Origin of the sequence: Peptoanaerobacter stomatis (assembly GCF_000238095.2) — a bacterium.
GTDB lineage: Bacteria > Bacillota > Clostridia > Peptostreptococcales > Filifactoraceae > Peptoanaerobacter > Peptoanaerobacter stomatis_A.
In genome coordinates, this window is sequence record NZ_JH815225.1 from 415,381 (window position 1) to 434,276 (window position 18,896).

General features: G+C 28.6%; 14 protein-coding genes. 7 read left to right on the top strand and 7 right to left on the bottom strand.

Annotation, left to right across the window (positions count from 1 at the left end; all coding sequences use genetic code 11):
* Positions 1-12: 12 nt before the first annotated feature.
* The 6 genes from selA to glyS all read left to right on the top strand — a co-directional run bounded on the left by selA (position 13) and on the right by glyS (position 7,949).
* Positions 13-1,473: an L-seryl-tRNA(Sec) selenium transferase gene (gene selA / locus HMPREF9630_RS01780; protein WP_009526830.1), complete on the top strand. Its 1,461-nt coding sequence runs from the start codon at positions 13-15 to the stop codon at positions 1,471-1,473.
* Positions 1,474-1,621: 148 nt separating this feature from the next.
* Positions 1,622-2,005, top strand: a complete 384-nt coding sequence (locus tag HMPREF9630_RS01785) for a VOC family protein (protein WP_009526831.1) — start codon at positions 1,622-1,624, stop codon at positions 2,003-2,005.
* Between the two features lie 41 nt (positions 2,006-2,046).
* Positions 2,047-3,936 carry a selenocysteine-specific translation elongation factor gene (gene selB, locus HMPREF9630_RS01790; RefSeq protein WP_009526832.1) on the top strand — a complete coding sequence of 630 codons (1,890 nt, stop codon included), beginning with the start codon at positions 2,047-2,049 and terminating at the stop codon, positions 3,934-3,936.
* Positions 3,937-4,062: 126 nt separating this feature from the next.
* Positions 4,063-4,863: a GNAT family N-acetyltransferase gene (locus tag HMPREF9630_RS01795; RefSeq protein ID WP_009526833.1), complete on the top strand. Its 801-nt coding sequence runs from the start codon at positions 4,063-4,065 to the stop codon at positions 4,861-4,863.
* A 128-nt stretch (positions 4,864-4,991) separates the two neighbouring features.
* Entirely contained in the window at positions 4,992-5,885 is an 894-nt protein-coding gene (gene glyQ / locus HMPREF9630_RS01800; protein WP_009524950.1) for a glycine--tRNA ligase subunit alpha, read from the top strand.
* Positions 5,886-7,949 (top strand): glycine--tRNA ligase subunit beta, encoded by a 2,064-nt coding sequence (glyS, locus tag HMPREF9630_RS01805; protein ID WP_009526834.1) that lies wholly within the window; start codon positions 5,886-5,888, stop codon positions 7,947-7,949.
* Positions 7,950-8,204: 255 nt separating this feature from the next.
* Here the strand turns inward: glyS and HMPREF9630_RS01810 are convergent, their stop codons facing one another.
* Complete coding sequence (locus HMPREF9630_RS01810) at positions 8,205-9,854, bottom strand: glutamine--tRNA ligase/YqeY domain fusion protein (RefSeq protein ID WP_009526835.1); 1,650 nt, start codon at positions 9,852-9,854, stop codon at positions 8,205-8,207.
* Between the two features lie 444 nt (positions 9,855-10,298).
* On the opposite strand from HMPREF9630_RS01810, the gene HMPREF9630_RS01815 reads away from it, so the two are divergent.
* Positions 10,299-11,663: a cobyrinate a,c-diamide synthase gene (locus HMPREF9630_RS01815; protein WP_009526836.1), complete on the top strand. Its 1,365-nt coding sequence runs from the start codon at positions 10,299-10,301 to the stop codon at positions 11,661-11,663.
* Between the two features lie 151 nt (positions 11,664-11,814).
* Here HMPREF9630_RS01815 and rpoN read toward each other — a convergent pair whose 3' ends face one another.
* From rpoN to HMPREF9630_RS01845, 6 genes are all read right to left on the bottom strand, one after another.
* Positions 11,815-13,137 carry an RNA polymerase factor sigma-54 gene (gene rpoN / locus HMPREF9630_RS01820; RefSeq protein ID WP_009526837.1) on the bottom strand — a complete coding sequence of 441 codons (1,323 nt, stop codon included), beginning with the start codon at positions 13,135-13,137 and terminating at the stop codon, positions 11,815-11,817.
* Between the two features lie 216 nt (positions 13,138-13,353).
* On the bottom strand, positions 13,354-14,652 hold the full coding sequence (eno, locus tag HMPREF9630_RS01825; protein ID WP_009524957.1) for a phosphopyruvate hydratase: 1,299 nt from the start codon (positions 14,650-14,652) through the stop codon (positions 13,354-13,356).
* 239 nt (positions 14,653-14,891) lie between these two features.
* The gene (gene tpiA, locus HMPREF9630_RS01830) at positions 14,892-15,638 is read right to left on the bottom strand and encodes a triose-phosphate isomerase (protein WP_009526838.1); all 747 of its coding nucleotides are present in this window, start codon (positions 15,636-15,638) and stop codon (positions 14,892-14,894) included.
* 72 nt (positions 15,639-15,710) lie between these two features.
* Positions 15,711-16,898, bottom strand: coding sequence for a phosphoglycerate kinase (locus HMPREF9630_RS01835; RefSeq protein WP_009526839.1), 1,188 nt, complete (start codon positions 16,896-16,898; stop codon positions 15,711-15,713).
* 419 nt (positions 16,899-17,317) lie between these two features.
* Positions 17,318-18,310: a type I glyceraldehyde-3-phosphate dehydrogenase gene (gene gap, locus HMPREF9630_RS01840; protein WP_009526840.1), complete on the bottom strand. Its 993-nt coding sequence runs from the start codon at positions 18,308-18,310 to the stop codon at positions 17,318-17,320.
* Between the two features lie 101 nt (positions 18,311-18,411).
* A complete protein-coding gene (locus HMPREF9630_RS01845) occupies positions 18,412-18,825 on the bottom strand; it encodes a universal stress protein (protein WP_009526841.1) in 414 nt (137 codons plus the stop codon).
* Between the last annotated feature and the right edge of the window lie 71 nt (positions 18,826-18,896).

Genomic DNA, 18,896 nt, shown 5'->3' on the forward strand with positions numbered 1-18,896 from the left:
AAAGAGAATATTATGCAAAAAAAAGAATTATTTAAAAATATTCCGTCGGTTCACGAAATATTAAATTTTTGTGAATCAAAGAACATAACAAAAAAATATAAAAAAGAAATACTAAAAAAGATTATAATACAAACATTAGACGAACTTAGAGAAAGCATAAGTTCGTCTAATAATTCTTATTTTCAAAATTTTGAAAATAAAGAAGATATTTTTTCATATATAATATATATGTTAAATCAAAAAATAAATAAATTAGAAAATAAATCATATGAAAAAATAATAAATGCAACAGGTATTGCAATACATACAAATTTTGGCAGAAGTCCAATAAACAAACAAATATCTGAAAAAACTGTAGATATTGCAAGTACATATATGAGTATAGAATATGATATAAAAAATTCTTCACGCTTTGACAGAAATGAACCTATAAAAAATATTATGCAATTACTTACAGGTTGTGAAGATGCAATCGTAGTTAATAACAATGCTGCTGCACTACTACTTGTATTTGACACTTTTTGCAAAAATAAAAACGCTTTAATATCAAGAGGAGAGCTCATTGAAATCGGTGACAATTTCAGAATATTAGATATAATTTCATCCACTGAGGCTAATATAAAAGAAATCGGTAGTACAAACAGAACCTATACGAATGATTACGAAAAAAATATAGATGAAAATACAAGCCTTATACTGAAGGTGAATAAAAGCAATTATAAAATCACAGGCTTTACAAACGAAGTATCTACAAAAGAATTGTCAAATATATGCAAAAGGAATGATTTAATTCTATTTGAAGACTTAGGAAGTGGCAATCTTACAGATTTTTCAAAATATGGCTTCAATTATGAAAAAAATGTTCAAGATATATTAGATGAAGGTGCAGATATAGTATGTTTCAGCACAGACAAATTAATAGGAGCTTGTCAGGGAAGTATAATAATCGGAAAGAGCAAATATATACAAAAGCTTAGAAAAAATCCGATATTTAGAGCTCTAAGAGCAGGCAAAACAGTTATAACTACAATATTTGAAACATTAAAACTATATATGTATAAAGATTTTAATGAGCAAATCCCTATTTTAAGTATGATATTTACAAAACAAGAGAAATTATATGAAAAAGCACAAAAATTATATAATCTTTTGGATAAAAATTTATTTGAATATATAGAAATTGAAAAATCAATTGCCCAAATAGGTGGTGGAGTATCTTCAAACACAGATATAAACAGTTATTCTTTAGTTTTAAAATGCACTAATATTTCTACAAACAAATTTGAAAATATATTAAGAATGTGCAAAGAACATATTATAGGATATATAAGAGATGATAAACTCATTTTAGATATGCTTTGCATATTTGATGATGAAATAGAAATAATAGCACAAAAAATAAACTCATTAAAGCCTATGATTGAAATTTTAGATAAAAAAGATGGACCTACTTCTATTTTTATTGCAGATTGATTTTTTAATATAATGCTCAAATACATTATAATCAACTTTATTGCTGTATTAAATAGCTTTTTAAAGTTTATGCCACTTAATCGAGTTTTAGCATTTTATAAAATCATTTTTACGATAGAATAAATTAGACTTTATGGAGGTAATTCTTATGAAAATCGAACATATAGCAATGTACGTAGATAATCTTGAAAAAACTAAAGAATTCTTCGAAAAATATTTTCTTGCTAAGAGTAATTTAGGATATCATAATAAAACAACAAACTTCCGCTCATATTTTATGGAATTCGATGATGGTGCAAGATTAGAGATTATGAACAAGCCTGCAATGGTAGATGTTGAAAAGAGCTTAAATAGAACAGGATATATCCATATTGCTTTCAGCGTCGGAAACAAAGAAAAGGTCGATGAGTTGACCAATAGATTGCAGGCAGATGGGTATACAGTTGTAAGCGGACCAAGAACTACCGGAGATGGTTACTATGAAAGCTGTATAGTTGCTATTGAAGGTAATCAAATAGAGATTACTGTGTAAAAAATAAACTTAAATCTGTGAAATAAATTATAGGATAAAATATGAAAAATATAATATTATCGACAGCAGGCCATATAGACCATGGTAAAACAAGATTAATAGAAGAACTTACCGGAAAAAATACTATGCACCACAAAGAAGAAAAGCTGAGGAATATAACAATAGATCTCGGTTATGCTGATATCACTCTTAAAAGTGAAATAAATGTAAGTATTATAGATGTTCCGGGACATAAAGATTATCTCAAAAACACAATATGTGGAATTTTAAACTCAAATATGTCTATTTTGGTAATATCTGCAATAGATGGTGTATGCAAACAAACAATACAGCATTTTAATATAATAAATTTAACATCTATCAATTATTTGATAATAGCTGTAACAAAAATTGATCTTGCAAGCGAAGCTCAGATACAAGATACACTTAACCAAATAAATGAGCTTATAAATTCAAGCAATATCCAAAATATATCTACTTTGATAATAGACTATGAAAACAAAGAGAGTATAAAAAAACTATCAGAAAAAATATACGAATTAGCAAAAGACATCAATCAAAAAAATATATCTAAAAATATTTTTAAAATAGACAATTCATTCACTGTAAAAGGTTACGGCACAGTAATTTCAGGAAATTTAATATCAGGAAGTTTAACAAAAAATGATGAAATAACAATATATCCTCAAAATTTAAAATCTAAGATTAAAAATATGCAATCACATTCAAAAACTGTTGAAACAGCATATGCAAATACAAGATTGGCAATAAACATTCCGAGTATAAAAAAAGAAGACGTATTTAGAGGCAATGTATTATCCACATCATCAAATTTACAGCCTTCAAATATTATAAATGCACTTATATATACTGATAATATTTCAAAAAATATAAAAAATCACGAATTCGTAAAACTATATACAGGTACTACAAGCATAACTGCCAAAATAATAAATTTACAAGATAAATTAATCTATCCAAACTCAAAATTATTGGTACAGCTAAGATTGAAAGACAATATTATACCATTCATATCAGATGATATTATACTGCTTGACACATCATCAAACGAAATCATATCAGGCGGAAAGATAATAAACGTATCAAATCATAAAAAAAACAAAATAGATTTTGATATTTCAATATTTGACATAGATGAATTAATATTTTTATTTGCAATAAAAGAAAAAAAAATAACAGATATATCAACACTTAAAAATATATATAATATAAACTGTGACCAATTTTTGAATTGTTTAAAAAAACTCGAAAAAACAAATTTTATAAAATTAATAAGTTTTGATAATCATACACAAAACAATTTAAAATATAACAAAAATTCAAAATATGTGGCAGATTATGATTTTTATATCAAAATATATGAAAAAATAAAAATCATTATAAAAGATTTTTCACAAAAATTTATATATAAGAAATCTATAAATTTAAATATATTACATTCAAAACTAAATTTTGTAGATAAAAAATATCTGCTTTCAATGCTTATAGATATGGGTTATAATATTCAAAGTGATTGTTTAATATTAGACAATAAAAATTCAAATAAAGTTAGTGAAATGAAAAAATTGTCCGACAATTTAGAAATTTTAATCGAAAGCTCAGAAGCTCCTATAAAATTAAAAAACATAACTTCTGATGAACTGTCAAAAGAAATACTGCACAACAATCTCAAAGATAAATTTGTAAAAATATCTGATGACTACATATGTTCAAAAAAAATGTTAAATAACTATAAAAATATAATTTTTAATCATTTCAAAACAAATAAAACCCTTGATATATCAGAGTTTAAGGCATATACAAATCTTTCAAGAAAATTATCTGTAACAGTTCTTGAATACTTCGATTTGCAAAAAATAACCAAAAGGTTTGAAAATTATCGAATAAAATTGTATAATGGTAAATTATGATAATATTTTATGTAAAAAATAAGTGTAAACAAAAATATTATCAGACTTATTATATGTTCATATTTATTTTTTAAATAGAAAATTAGATTATCATTATAAACATCATTAAGTTAATCAGGAGGTTTTATGCTTAATAATGAAATATATGAAGAATATTTTCTAAATGCCTCCATATCTACATTCAGCATAAATATTGGAGGATTTGTATCAAAATGTGGAGGAATAGACATAAGTTCAAATTGTGTATTCCCAATTTATGAGAAAAATGACTCACAAATAGACAAAAAAATATCCGAAATAGAAAATTTTCTGCTTGAAAAAGATATAGTTCCAATATATAGGATAGTCTATCAAGACAATTATCAAAAGCTCGACAGGGTTCTGTTTAACAAGCATTATGAAAAAGTTGCTAATAATATTGTGCTTGCATGCCCTCTTCAAGGTAAGAAAAATGAATTGTTCAAATTCGCAGATTTCAATGAAAGCGGAATATATATAGACACAGAAATTACAGGTGGAGACGGATTTTTAGAAGATTATTTTTATTTAAGAAAAATATCAAAAAATGACCAAATCATATTTAATACTGCTATAGACATATGTCCTCTAAAAAAATATTCAGCATCTTTGCTTGAAGAAGGTCACCTAATCGGACAGGCATATTTTATTCGTCAAGGCGATGTAGTAATAATCAAAGATATTGTTATATCTACAAAATATAGAGGACTCGGATATAGTTCAAAGATACTTTACAGCATATTGACATATTGTCTAAAAAACGGTGCAGAGCTTGTAATAGCTGAAATACCTACTGATAATGAAAATGTGATGAATCTGTTCGGCAATAACCCGATGTTTTTTAAATTATATGACATTTTCTATAGACAACTTATAAAAAATACAAAAGGCAGATTTATTTTTGATTAAAATAAGAATAATTATATTATTTTTTAGGTTTACAATATAAGTACAAAACTTAATAATTTAAATTATCACAATAATTTTATATAAAATAAGAAAGGAGAGTATGATATTATTTATCATACAGTCAAAAAATGAATTTTCAAGATATGATACTTAAACTGCAATCATACTGGGCTGATAAAGGTTGTATAATGGTACAAGCCTATGACAGCGAAAAAGGTGCAGGTACTATGAATCCTAATACATTTTTACGCTCACTCGGCAAAGAGCCTTGGAGAGTATGTTATGTAGAGCCGTCAAGAAGACCGGCCGATGCAAGATATGGAGAAAATCCAAACAGACTTTATCAACATCACCAATTTCAAGTTATATTAAAACCATCACCTAATAATGTTCAAGATTTATACTTAAAATCTCTTGAAGCAATAGGGATAAATCCGTTGGAGCATGATATAAGATTTGTAGAAGATAACTGGGAAAATGCAACCTTCGGTGCTTGGGGCTTAGGTTGGGAAGTTTGGCTTGACGGCATGGAAATAACACAATTCACATATTTTCAACAAGTCGGCTCAATAGACTGCGAATTGGAATCTGCCGAACTCACTTACGGATTAGAAAGAATAGCACTTTACTTACAAGAAAAAGACAATGTTTTTGATATAGACTATACAGACAATATAAAATATGGCGATATATTTAAAAAAGCTGAATATGAACATTCCGTTTACGGTTTCGAAGCCTCTGATACAAAGATGTTGTTTGAGCTTTTTAACATATACGAAAAAGAGGCAAACTCTCTAATAGATAAAGGGCTTGTTATGCCCGCATATGACTATGTATTAAAAACTTCGCATGCATTCAACCTGTTGGATGCAAAAGGTGCAATAGGTGTCAGTCAAAGAGCATCATACATTGCAAGAGTAAGAAATATGGCAAAAAAAATAGCCTCTGCATATGTAGAGCAAAGAGAAGCTATGGGCTACCCTCTTATGAAACTTGAAAAACTGCTAAGCGAGGTGAAATAAATGAATAACGACTTACTATTAGAGCTTGGAACTGAAGAGATTCCTGCAAGATTTATCTCATCAACAAAAAAATCAATGAAAACTTTTTTGGAAAAGAAATTATCAGAGCTTAGAATTCCATTTGATTCTATTGAAATAAAATGCACACCGAGAAGATTTGCAATATTTATAAAAAATTTAGCAAATACTCAACAAGCATCAACAGAAGAAATAAAAGGACCTGCAAAAAAAATAGCTTTTGATGAAAGTGGCAATCCTTCAAAAGCTCTTCAAGGATTCTTGAAAAGCAAAAATGTTACAATAGACGATATAAAAATTGTACAAAAAGGCAAAGAAGAATATGTATTTGTAGTAAAAACTTTAGAAACAAGTGATACAGTAAATTACTTAAAAGAGATATTTGAACAAATGATAGACTCTCTTTCTTTCCCTAAACCTATGAGATGGGGAGGAAATAAAATTAAATTCATCCGCCCTATCAGATGGATATTATGTCTTTATCAAGGAAAAGTTCCAAACTTTGAAATGTTTTCTCTAAATGCTGCAAATCTTACAAGAGGTCATAGATTTTTAGGAGAAAGTTATATTGAAATTAACTCGATAGACGAATATGAAGAAAAATTAGAGCAAAACTATGTGATATTGGACGATACTAAAAGACGTGAACTAATAAGAAAACAGATAGTAGAAGTAGCCGAAAAATTAGGTGGAGAATATATGCAGGACGAAGACTTACTTGAAGAAGTAAATTATATAGTAGAATATCCTACCGCACTTTATGGAGAATTTAAAGAAGAATATTTGAAACTTCCTAAAGAAACAATCATAACACCTATGAAAGAACATCAAAGATACTTTCCTGTACTCGACAAAAATGGCAATCTTATGAACAAGTTCATAACTGTAAGAAACGGTAATGACTATATGATTGAAAACGTCAAAAAAGGAAATGAAAAAGTCCTTGATGCAAGATTATCAGATGCAAAATTCTTCTATGAACAAGACACAGCAAAAAAACTCGAATCATATGTTCCAAGATTGCAAACTATTGTATATCACGAAAAACTCGGAACTATGCACGACAAAATGCTTAGAATACAAAAATTGTCAGAAGAATTTGCATATATATTAAATGTTGATAAAAATGATACATCAAGAGCTGCATTACTTTGCAAAGCAGACCTTACAACATCTATGGTATTTGAATTTACGGAATTACAAGGTATAATGGGCAGATATTATGCAAAAGTATCCGGAGAAAATGAAAATGTTGCAAATGCTATATATGAACACTATCTTCCAAGATTTGCAGGTGATGAGCTTCCACAAAGTAAAGTTGGCATAATTTTGAGTTTAGCAGATAAATTAGATTCAATCGCAGGATTTTTCAGCGTAGGAATAAAACCTACAGGCTCACAAGATCCATATGCTCTCAGAAGATTAGCATTAGGCGTTTTAAATACACTTATAGACAGCAAAATTGATACAAGATTACAACTTTTTGTAGAAATAGCTTTAAAACAATTTGAAGATAAACATAAATTTGATTTTAATGAAGTTTATAACGAAATTTTAGAATTTATGAAATTAAGATTAAAAAACATATTCTTAGATAAAAAAATAAGATATGATGTTGTAGACTCAGTTATAGATAATAATATATCAACAGTATATGAATTATCTCAAAAAGCCGTTCAACTCGAAAAATGGCTCAAACTTCCGGAATCGACTTCTTGCCTAAATACATTCGCAAGAATATCAAATATATCTAAAGATGTAAAAAAATCTGAAGTAAATCCTGAGTTGTTTGACCAAAAAGAAGAACAAGAGCTTTTTGGAGCTTATAATAATGCAACACCGAAAATATACGAGCTTATTTCTGCAAAACAATATGAACAATCACTTGATGAGATTGCAAAATTAAGACCGTTCATAGACAACTATTTTGAAAAAGTAATGGTAATGGACAATAATGAAGATATAAAACAAAACCGTCTTGCAACCATAGCAACTATAAGAGATACAATAGAAGAAATAGCAGATTTTTCAAAAATAGTACAATAAGATAAGAAATTTAATTCATTCTAATACCTAATTAAATGCTCATATTAAAAATGCTGAATTGAATGTATTTGCTTAAGGGGCACTTTTATCTATACCATCGTTAGAAATATCCTTAATCGAACACATTCAAAAGCATTTTATAAGCAGTATGTATTATTTTAAATACGCTTTAGTATCAACTAATCTAAAAAAACATCAAACTATCAGAAATATAAATCAGATAATTCGATGTTTTTTTATTTGTTTGCTTTATAATTATTTTTTATTAAAGTTATCTTTAAGTCCTACTATTTGATTGAATACGAGTTCATTCTCTTTTGTATCTTTTACATCTACTGAAAAATATCCGTGTCTGTTAAATTGGAATCTTTCTCCTTTTTGTGCCGTTTCAAAGCTTTTCTCCATTATACAGTCTTTTAATACTGTTATTGAATCTTCATTGTATTCATATTGTCCTGTTTCTTCGTTCAATTTGAAAAGATAGTCATATAATCTCACTGTTGCTTTAACATTTTCTTTTGCACTTACCCAATGTATTGTACCTTTTACTTTTCTTCCTGTAAAGCCCGTACCTGATTTTGTTTCTTCGTCGTATGTTCCATGTATTTCTATTACTTTTCCGTTTTCATCTTTTATTACATCTGTACATTTTACAAAATAAGCATTTCTAAGTCTTACTTCATTTCCAACAAAAAATCTGTAATATTTTTTTGGAGGATTTTCCATAAAATCATCTGCTTCTATATATATTTCTCTTGAAAATGGTACTTTTCTTGAACCCAATTCTTCATTTTCAGAATTGTTTTCTGCATCAAGATATTCAATTTTATCTTCAGGATAGTTTGTAATTACTAATTTAAGTAGATTTAATACTGCCATTTTTCTTGTAGCTTTTAGTTTTAAATCCTCTCTTACTGCATGCTCAAGCATTGCTATATCAACTACTGAATTTGATTTAGATATTCCGATTGATTCTGCAAAATTTCTTATAGACTCAGGTGTGTAGCCTCTTCTTCTTAATCCTGATATAGTTGACATTCTCGGATCATCCCAACCATCAACTTTTCTTTCATCTACCAATCTTTTCAGATATCTTTTGCTCATTATCATATTTGTCAGTTCAAGACGTGCAAATTCTATCTGTTTTGGAGGCATAGCAAATTCTGTTTCTTTTACTACCCAATCATAAAACGGTCTGTGTTCTTCAAATTCTAATGTACAAAGTGAATGTGTTATTCCTTCAATTGCATCTTCAAGAGGATGTGCATAATCATACATCGGATATATACACCACTTATCTCCTGTTCTATGATGTGATGAATGCGCAATTCTATATATTACAGGATCTCTCATATATATATTAGGTGATGACATATCTATTTTTGCTCTTAAAGTCAACTCCCCATCTTTAAATTCCCCATTTTTCATTCTTTCAAATAGGTCTAAACTCTCTTCAATAGGTCTGTTTCTGTATGGTGAATTTTTTCCGGGATTATTGAAATCCCCTTTATACTCTCTCATTTCATCTACTGACAGCTCGCATACGAAGGCTTTGTCTTTTTTTATCAACAATACTGCCAATTCGTACATCTTATCGAAATAATCCGATGCAAAGCATAACTCATCCCAATCAAAGCCGAGCCACTTAACATCTTCTTTTATAGATTCTACATACTCTACATCTTCTTTTACAGGATTTGTGTCATCAAATCTTAAGTTGCATTTTCCACCATATTTTTGAGCTGTCATAAAGTTAAGGCATATTGATTTTGCGTGTCCCATATGCAGATATCCGTTAGGCTCAGGTGGAAATCTTGTATATACTTTTTTCCCATATGTATTTTCTTCATTATCTTTTTCTATTATGCTGTGAATAAAATTTCCTTGCATTACATTTTCTTGCATAGTTAACACCTCTATTTTTTATTTTTATATCTATTTATATTTTTGTTTTTATGATTTCAATTCAATCAGTTTAATCTGAATTTTATTCATTTACCGTACATTATATAGTATTATAAATTTTATAAATTGTAAAGATTAAATTTAAGTTTTTGAGTTTGAATTTCAACTTTTTATCTATTAAAAAATTGTTAATAAAAAATATATGATTTTATCTTTCCCCTATTTTAATTAAGCGATGTTTAAATACATAAAAAAATATCTATGTTTATTTATTATGACAGTTTTTGATAAAAAATAAAGATTTATTTTTCAATATATGATATTATATTTTTTGTATTCAAATTTAATAGTAAAAATAATCTTAAAAACTTACTAAAAATATCTAAAATTTAACTTAATTATATAGCGTTCCCTAATAAAAATAATATTGTTGGAGATAAATTTATGAAAAAAATAATAATAGCCGGGACATCATCAGGAGTCGGCAAAACTACAATAACCTGCGGAATAATGAGAGCATTGAGAGATATATCAATAAAAGTTGTACCGTTTAAAATAGGTGCAGACTACATAGATACGACTTATCATTGCCTTGCAACAGATAATACTTCTACAAATCTGGACGAATTTATGCTCAACAAAAATACAATTAAAAGAATATTTATGCAAAATATGAAATCTAACGATATAGCGATTATAGAAGGCGTAATGGGACTGTTTGACGGTTATCAAGACAGAGATGATTATTGCTCAACCGCATCTATGTCAAAAATTTTAGACTCTCCTATAATACTTATAATAGATGCCGGTAAAATGGCTACTTCAATAGCTCCAATTATAAAAGGTTTTTTAGAATATGACAAAAAATTAAATATAGTCGGAATAATATTAAATAACGTATCTACAGATAGTCACTATAATATATTAAAAAATTCAATAAAAAAAATAAGCAATATAAAAATATTGGGAAGAATACCAAAACAAAAAGATATTAATCTAAGTAGCAGACATTTAGGGCTTAAATTAGCAACAGAAGACGCTGAAAATGAAGAAAAACTAAAAAAAATATCCCAAATAGTAAAAGAAAATATTGATTTGCAAAGTTTGTTAGACTTGTCAGTATCACCTGATTTATCATATATACCGGATAACATTAATAAAAATTATGATATAACGCTTGCTGTGGCAATGGATAAGGCATTCAATTTCTACTACAAAAACTCAATAGAAGAATTTGAAAAAAGAGGAGTAAAAATTGTAAAATTCAACACTTTTACAGACAATAAGCTCCCAAAATGTGATGGAATATATATAGGTGGAGGGTATCCTGAACTCTATGCAAGAGAATTATCTCAAAATAAATCTCTTATACAAGACATAAAAGAAAAATCTGAAAACAATATGCCTATATATGCAGAATGTGGCGGGTTAATGTATCTTGGAAGACATATAGAAATAGAAAACATATCATATGAAATGACAGGTATATTTGATGGCATAAGCAAAATGACACCAAAACTGCAACGTTTTGGCTACTGTATCGCAAAATCACTATACGATACACCACTTACAAAAAAAGGAGAGATTTTAAAAGGACACGAATTTCATCATTCGGTATTTGAAACAAATCTTGATACAGCATTTGAAATGGAAAAAGAATTATATGACAAAAGTGTAAAAAAATGGAATGGCGGTTATTTATATAAAAATACACTTGCATCATATTTACACATACATTTTGCATCAAACCCTAATATTACAAATAATTTTTGTCAAAATATGTTGAATTATAAATTATTAAATCCATAAAATAAAAACTTAAAAAAATATCGTCATATTACACTAATACCTAATAAAATAATGGATATTTTAAATTTATAACCATTAAAAAATTAATTATTTTATAATATCCATTAATCAAATAGGTATCAGTATTATGAATCATTATATAATTTTTATATCAATATTTCTTTCTGCTTTTTGTTATCGGAATATTTAATTCTTCTCTATATTTTGACACAGTCCTACGTTTTATATCTATACCCATTGCATTTAATATATCTGTTATTTTTTGATCTGATAATGGCTTTTGCGGATTTTCTTTTGATATAATGTCTTTTATATGCTTACAGACGCTATCCTTTGAAACATCTTCATTGGATGTTGATATATGAGATGAGAAAAAATATTTGAGTTCATATATACCTTTTGGTGTTTGAATATATTTATTCTTTGTAGCTCTTGATACAGTTGATTCCGATATTTGAGCAAGCTGGGATATATCTTTAAGTCCCATTGGTTTTAAAGGTGAATTATTTAAAAAAAACTCTTTTTGAACTTCAACTATTTTATCAGCCACTTTTTGTATTGTTCTTCTTCTTTTTTCAATACTTTCTATCAAAAACATAGTTCTTGAAAGCTTTTGTTTAAGATATGTTCTTGTATTATTATCGATATCACTATCCAACATATTCAAATAATGCTCATTTATATGCACATTTGATACAGAATCTTTTAATCTTACCGTTAAGCTATCCCCTACTACATCTACAAATATATCCGGATATATGTATAGCGTATCATAATTATTATCCGTTTTATATCCTCTTGAAGGCTTAGGATTCAAAGTTTTAATCTTCTTTACATATTCTTTTAATGTATCGAGTTCTATATTTTGAGACACAGCTATTTTATCAAGATTGTTTTTATAAATATCATCTAAATGATAATTTATTATATTAAACAACAACTCGTCCGTTTGATCTATTTGTAATAATAAACACTCTTTTAAATTTCTTGCGCCTACACCTAAAGGTTCAAAACTTTGTATTTTTTTAAGTACAGATAAGATTAAAATATCATCTGCATTAACCACATCTGAAATTTCTTTTATATCAATCCTAAAATATCCGTCATCATCAATATTATGTATTATTGCCATGCCTATAGACAGTTCCAATTCATTTAATGGTAAAGTCCCAAGCTGTTCAAACAGTACATCTTTTAATGTAGGTTCATATTTGACACTGTCTTGAATTTCTATATCCTCGTTTTCTGAATTATTGAACGAATAATCTTCATATCTCTTATTGTTTTGTCTTATATAATCTCTAAACATTTTATCTTCAAAAAAAGCGTCGTAATCTATAAATACATTATCTTCACTCTCTTTTTCTAAAAAAGAGTATAATTCTATAGAATTTAAGGCGATTATTTCTATTGATGTGATAAGATTCGTTGTTAAATTAAGTTTTTGTTTTAAAGTTAGATCTAATTTTGTCATATATATCACCAATTGAATTATATAGCTTCTTTATTTACTAATTTACTATTTTTATTTTATATTGTTATTATATTTTAAATCCAAAATTGTAAAATTTCAATTTGACAGCCATATTATCATATTTGATTATAATAAAAAACAGCTATATAAATATCTTAATTATAAAGATAAATCTACAGCCATTTTTTATTATAATCTTAATAATCTATTAACACTTTATTTTTTTAGATTATAAAATGCTTTTATTCCTCTGTATTGTGCTGTATCTCCAAGTATCTCTTCTATTCTTAAAAGTTGATTGTATTTTGCTATACGATCTGTACGAGATAATGAACCTGTTTTTATTTGTCCTGCATTTGTTGCAACGGCTATATCTGCTATTGTAGAATCTTCTGTTTCTCCTGAACGGTGAGATATTACAGCTGTATATCCTGCTTGTTTAGCCATTTCTATTGCATCAAACGTTTCTGTAAGAGTACCTATTTGATTTACTTTTATCAATATTGAGTTTGCAACTCCTTTTTCTATTCCTGTAGATAATCTTTCTGTATTTGTTACAAACAAATCGTCTCCTACAAGTTGTACTTTATTTCCTATACGTTCAGTAAGAAGTTTCCATCCTTCCCAATCATTTTCGTCCATACCGTCTTCTATAGTTATTATAGGGTATTTATTAACCAAAGATTCCAAGTAATCTACTTGTTCAGCTGAACTGCGTTTTGCACCTTTATCTCCTTCAAATTTAGTGTAATCATAAACTCCGTCTTTATAAAATTCTGAAGACGCGCAGTCAAAACCTAAGAATACATCTTTTCCGGGTTCTAAACCTACTTTTTTTATAGCTTCAAGTATAGTTTCAACTGCATCTTCTGTTCCGGCAAATGTTGGTGCAAATCCGCCTTCATCACCGACAGCCGTTGATAAACCTCTACTTTTTAATATTTTTGCTAAATTATGGAATATCTCGGATCCCCAACGTAGCGCTTCACTAAATGATGGAGCACCTGCCGGTAATATCATAAATTCTTGGAATGCTATAGGAGCATCTGAGTGAGAACCGCCGTTTACTATGTTCATCATAGGAACAGGAAGAACTTTTGAGTTTACTCCTCCAAGATATTGATATAGAGGTATTCCTAATTCTTCAGCTGCAGCTTTTGCAACCGCCATAGATACTCCAAGTATTGCATTTGCGCCTAATTTTGCTTTATTAGGAGTTCCGTCCAATTCTATCATCAACTCATCTATTGCTACTTGATCAAATACATTCATTCCTATAACTTCAGGTGCAATTATTGAATTTACATTTTCTACTGCTTTTAATACACCTTTGCCAAGAAATACATCATTATCTCCATCTCTTAATTCAACTGCTTCATACATACCTGTTGAAGCTCCTGATGGAACTGATGCTCTTCCCATAGCTCCGGACTCAAGAAAAACTTCAACCTCTACAGTCGGATTACCTCTTGAATCAAGTATTTGTCTTGCCCATACGTCTTCTATATAGCACATATTATCCCCCTAATATTTTTTATTTTACAAAATTTACTTTTAAAACTTGCAGTTATTTTTTAATAAAATGAATTAATACTCAATACTTTTTTACTACTATATAAATATAGTAGTATTTATAGCAAACATATAACGAATAATGAAAAAATATCACCATATTAGTATGATTGTATAGTCTTTTATCAAATATCAGTATAAAATCATATTAAAATTTGCTTTAAAATCAGATTTATTTAAAATTAAAAATTAACCAACTTAATAAAATCAACAGCTTTTAGTGATGCCCCTCCTACCAATGCTCCATCTATATCATCTTCATTCATGATTTCCTGCACATTTTCAGGTTTAACACTTCCGCCATATTGTATTCTTATATTTTCTGAAACTTCATCATCGTACAAATCTTTTACAACTTCTCTTATATATGCTATTACTTCATTAGCTTGCTTGCTTGTAGCTGTTTTACCTGTACCTATAGCCCATATAGGTTCATATGCTATAACAAGTTTTGATACAAGAGCTTTGTCAAGACCTGCAATATCAGCCACTACTTGTGATTTTACAATCTCATTTGTCTTACCTGTTTCTCTTTCTTCAAGAGTTTCACCAACACAAAGTATAGGAACTATATCATATTTAAAAGCTTGTTTCAATTTTTTATTTACAGTTTCATCTGTTTCTGCAAAATACTGACGTCTTTCACTATGACCTACTACACAATAGTCTATACCGATTTCTTTCAACATAGGTGCAGATACTTCACCTGTAAACGCTCCGCTATCTTCAAAATGCATATTTTGAGCAGCTATTTTTATATTAGTTCCTTCAACAGCTCCTTTTAAATCCTTCAAGAATGTAAAAGGCGCACAAATAACACTCTCTACGTCTGTTCCGGAAACTTCAGATTTTATATCTTCTACAAATTTAACAGCTTCTTTTATTGTTAAATTCATTTTCCAATTTCCTGCAATTATAGGTTTTCTCATAATTATCTCCATTTTAGCAAATAATTTTAAAAATTATTATTGCAAACTAAAAACAAAATCTCTATAAACAAATTATTTATTTTGTAAACAATCTATTCCTGGAAGTATCTTTCCTTCTAAAAACTCTAATGATGCTCCGCCACCTGTTGATATATGTGTCATCTTATCTGCAAAACCTAATTGTTCAACAGCTGCGGCAGAATCTCCACCACCAATTATAGATATAGCATCAGTTTTTGAAAGTGCTTCTGCAAGAGCCTTTGTTCCTACTGCAAATTTTTCCATTTCAAATACACCCATAGGTCCGTTCCATATAGCAGTTTTTGCATCCGCTATTACAGCACAATACATTTTTACTGTTTTTGCACCTATGTCAAGCCCCATAAAGCCATCAGGTATATTTTCATCATCAGTATTTTTAGCTTCAGCATCATTGCTGAATTCTTTTGCAACAACATGATCTATAGGCAATAACAGCTTTATTCCTGCTTTTTCAGCTTTTGCAAGTAAATCTTTTGCCAAATCAAGCTTGTCTTCTTCCACTCTTGATGTACCTACGCTTTTTCCTTGTGATTTAAGAAAAGTATAAGCCATAGCACCACCAATAACAAGTGTATCTACTTTATTTATCAGATTTTCTATAACTGATATTTTATCTGAAACTTTTGCTCCTCCAAGTATTGCAACAAAAGGTCTCTGTGGATTTTCAAGCGCCTTACCCATTATAGAAACTTCTTTTTCTATCAAAAATCCCATTACAGCAGGTATATAATCAGCTATTCCCGCAGTAGATGAATGAGCTCTATGTGCTGTACCGAAGGCATCATTTACAAATATATCTGCAAGTGATGCAAGTTCTTTTGCAAAATTTGCATCATTTTTAGTTTCTCCTGCTACAAATCTTACATTTTCAAGTAAAACCACATCTTTTTCTTTCATTTCTGAAGTTAATTTTTTTGCATTTTCTCCGACTACGTTTTCATCTTCAGCCAACTTAACTTCTTGTCCAAGTAATTCTGATAACCTCACAGCTACCGGTTTCAAAGAATATTTAGGATCATAGCATTTATCCGGTCTTCCTAAATGCGACATAAGTATTACTTTTGCATTATTATCAATCAGATATTTTATAGTTGGAAGTGCACTTACTATTCTTATATCATCTGTAATTTTGCCGTCTTTCATAGGAACATTAAAGTCGCATCTAACTATAACTTTTTTTCCGCTTACATCTATATCTTTTACAGATTTTTTTGCCATACAATCCAATCCTTTCCTAATTTTTTATATATTAAAATATATATTGACAGACAACATAAATACTTTTATATATGTGTTTTAAATAATTAAAACTTAAAATATTTTTTCTTAAACCTAAACGAGCATATTGTTGATTAATCATTATATATTTATACAGTTTTTATGTCGGTATTATAATGTAATAAGATATATAACTTTTTATTTATGACGTATTTATAAGAGCTATACAGTATGCGTTATAGATTATATTAATCAGTATGTTGTCATTAAACAGATAAAAACATCTACTTATTAAAATCTCTCTAATAAAAAAGATTAGCAGAAAATTGAATATAGATATTTTAATTTTCAGTACCAATCAATATGCCATTTGATTATCTTCAAATGGCATATTTGTGTAAATTAAATTTGGATATAAATTATTTTCCTAAAAGTTGTAATGTTCTTACCAATTGGCAAGTGTAAGACATCTCGTTGTCATACCAAGCAACTGTTTTTACTAATTGTTTTCCGTCAACTGTAACTATTTTTGTTTGTGTTGCGTCAAATAATGAACCTTCTGTTATACCTATAACGTCAGATGATACTATTTCATCTTCAGTATATCCGAAAGACTCATTTGCAGCAGCCTTCATTGCAGCATTGATTTCATCTACTGTAACTTGTTTAGAAAGTACAGTTACCAATTCTGTAACAGAGCCTGTAGGTACTGATACTCTTTGTGCTGCTCCGTCAAGTTTTCCTTTAAGTTCCGGAATAACAAGACCTATAGCTTTTGCAGCTCCTGTTGAATTTGGCACTATATTAACAGCAGCAGCTCTTGCTCTTCTTAAATCACCTTTTCTATGAGGTGCATCAAGAGTATTTTGATCTCCTGTATATGCGTGTATAGTAGTCATTATACCTTGAACTATACCGAATTTATCATTTAACACTTTCGCCATTGGAGCAAGGCAATTTGTAGTACAAGATGCACCTGAAACTATTGTTTCACTTCCATCAAGTATATTATGATTTACATTATATACTACAGTTTTTACATCTCCTGTTGCCGGTGCAGATATAAGAACCTTTTTAGCGCCTGCATCTATGTGAGCTTGTGCTTTTTTTGCATCTGTAAAAAATCCTGTGCATTCAAGCACAACATCTACACCTAATTCTTTCCAAGGTAATTGTGCAGGATCAGCTTGTTCATAAGTCTTGATTTCTTTTCCGTTTACTATAAATTTATCATCTGTGTAATCAACTGTACCGTTAAATCTTCCTTGAGTAGAGTCGTATTTTAATAAGTGAGCAAGCATTTTGTTATCAGTAAGGTCATTTATAGCAACTACTTCTATACCCTCCACATTTTGAATTCTTCTAAAAGCAAGTCTTCCTATTCTTCCAAAACCGTTAATTGCAACTTTCATACTAATTTATACCTCCAGTTTGTGTAATGAGAAAATTCTTCTCTATTTTTTAAATATATACTACTGTAAACTATAATTACAGTAAATAACAAAATAAGTATTTATTTTACAACAAGGACAGATTTGTCTGTGTTGTTTATAACTTTATGTGATATACTGCCTAAAAAAGTTCTTGATATTACTCCAAGTCCTCTACTTCCCATAACTATTAAATCGACGTCATCTTTTTCAGCTTTTTCAACTATTTCTTTTGCAACGTCTCCCACTTTATATAAGGTTGTAAGCTTTATGGAAGAATCTTTAAAAGATTCTTTAACACTATCAAGCAACTGTTCTCCCATAGCTATATTTTGACTAATTATATCAATTTTATAATCAACATTTACAGCAATTAAATCAGATACTACATTCATTACTATAACTTCACTGTTAAACGCTTCTGCAAGCAATTTAGCTTTGTCTAAGGCTTTAAAAGAATGCTTTGAACCGTCGATCGGAACTAATATTTTTTTCATAAAAATCACTCCTCTTTAAATTACTATGTCGAAAAAAAATCAATTTAATTTATTTATAATATACCCAAGAT

What these genes read in the sequence shown, in the direction of transcription:
- gap (WP_009526840.1), bottom strand. Translation starts at nt 18,310, where the DNA reads ATGAAAGTTGCAATTAACGGTTTTGGAAGAATAGGAAGACTTGCTTTT.
- HMPREF9630_RS01815 (WP_009526836.1), top strand. Translation starts at nt 10,299, where the DNA reads ATGAAAAAAATAATAATAGCCGGGACATCATCAGGAGTCGGCAAAACT.
- rpoN (WP_009526837.1), bottom strand. Translation starts at nt 13,137, where the DNA reads ATGACAAAATTAGATCTAACTTTAAAACAAAAACTTAATTTAACAACG.
- glyQ (WP_009524950.1), top strand. Translation starts at nt 4,992, where the DNA reads ATGAATTTTCAAGATATGATACTTAAACTGCAATCATACTGGGCTGAT.
- tpiA (WP_009526838.1), bottom strand. Translation starts at nt 15,638, where the DNA reads ATGAGAAAACCTATAATTGCAGGAAATTGGAAAATGAATTTAACAATA.
- HMPREF9630_RS01845 (WP_009526841.1), bottom strand. Translation starts at nt 18,825, where the DNA reads ATGAAAAAAATATTAGTTCCGATCGACGGTTCAAAGCATTCTTTTAAA.
- selA (WP_009526830.1), top strand. Translation starts at nt 13, where the DNA reads ATGCAAAAAAAAGAATTATTTAAAAATATTCCGTCGGTTCACGAAATA.
- HMPREF9630_RS01835 (WP_009526839.1), bottom strand. Translation starts at nt 16,898, where the DNA reads ATGGCAAAAAAATCTGTAAAAGATATAGATGTAAGCGGAAAAAAAGTT.
- selB (WP_009526832.1), top strand. Translation starts at nt 2,047, where the DNA reads ATGAAAAATATAATATTATCGACAGCAGGCCATATAGACCATGGTAAA.
- eno (WP_009524957.1), bottom strand. Translation starts at nt 14,652, where the DNA reads ATGTGCTATATAGAAGACGTATGGGCAAGACAAATACTTGATTCAAGA.
- HMPREF9630_RS01785 (WP_009526831.1), top strand. Translation starts at nt 1,622, where the DNA reads ATGAAAATCGAACATATAGCAATGTACGTAGATAATCTTGAAAAAACT.
- HMPREF9630_RS01810 (WP_009526835.1), bottom strand. Translation starts at nt 9,854, where the DNA reads ATGCAAGAAAATGTAATGCAAGGAAATTTTATTCACAGCATAATAGAA.
- HMPREF9630_RS01795 (WP_009526833.1), top strand. Translation starts at nt 4,063, where the DNA reads ATGCTTAATAATGAAATATATGAAGAATATTTTCTAAATGCCTCCATA.
- glyS (WP_009526834.1), top strand. Translation starts at nt 5,886, where the DNA reads ATGAATAACGACTTACTATTAGAGCTTGGAACTGAAGAGATTCCTGCA.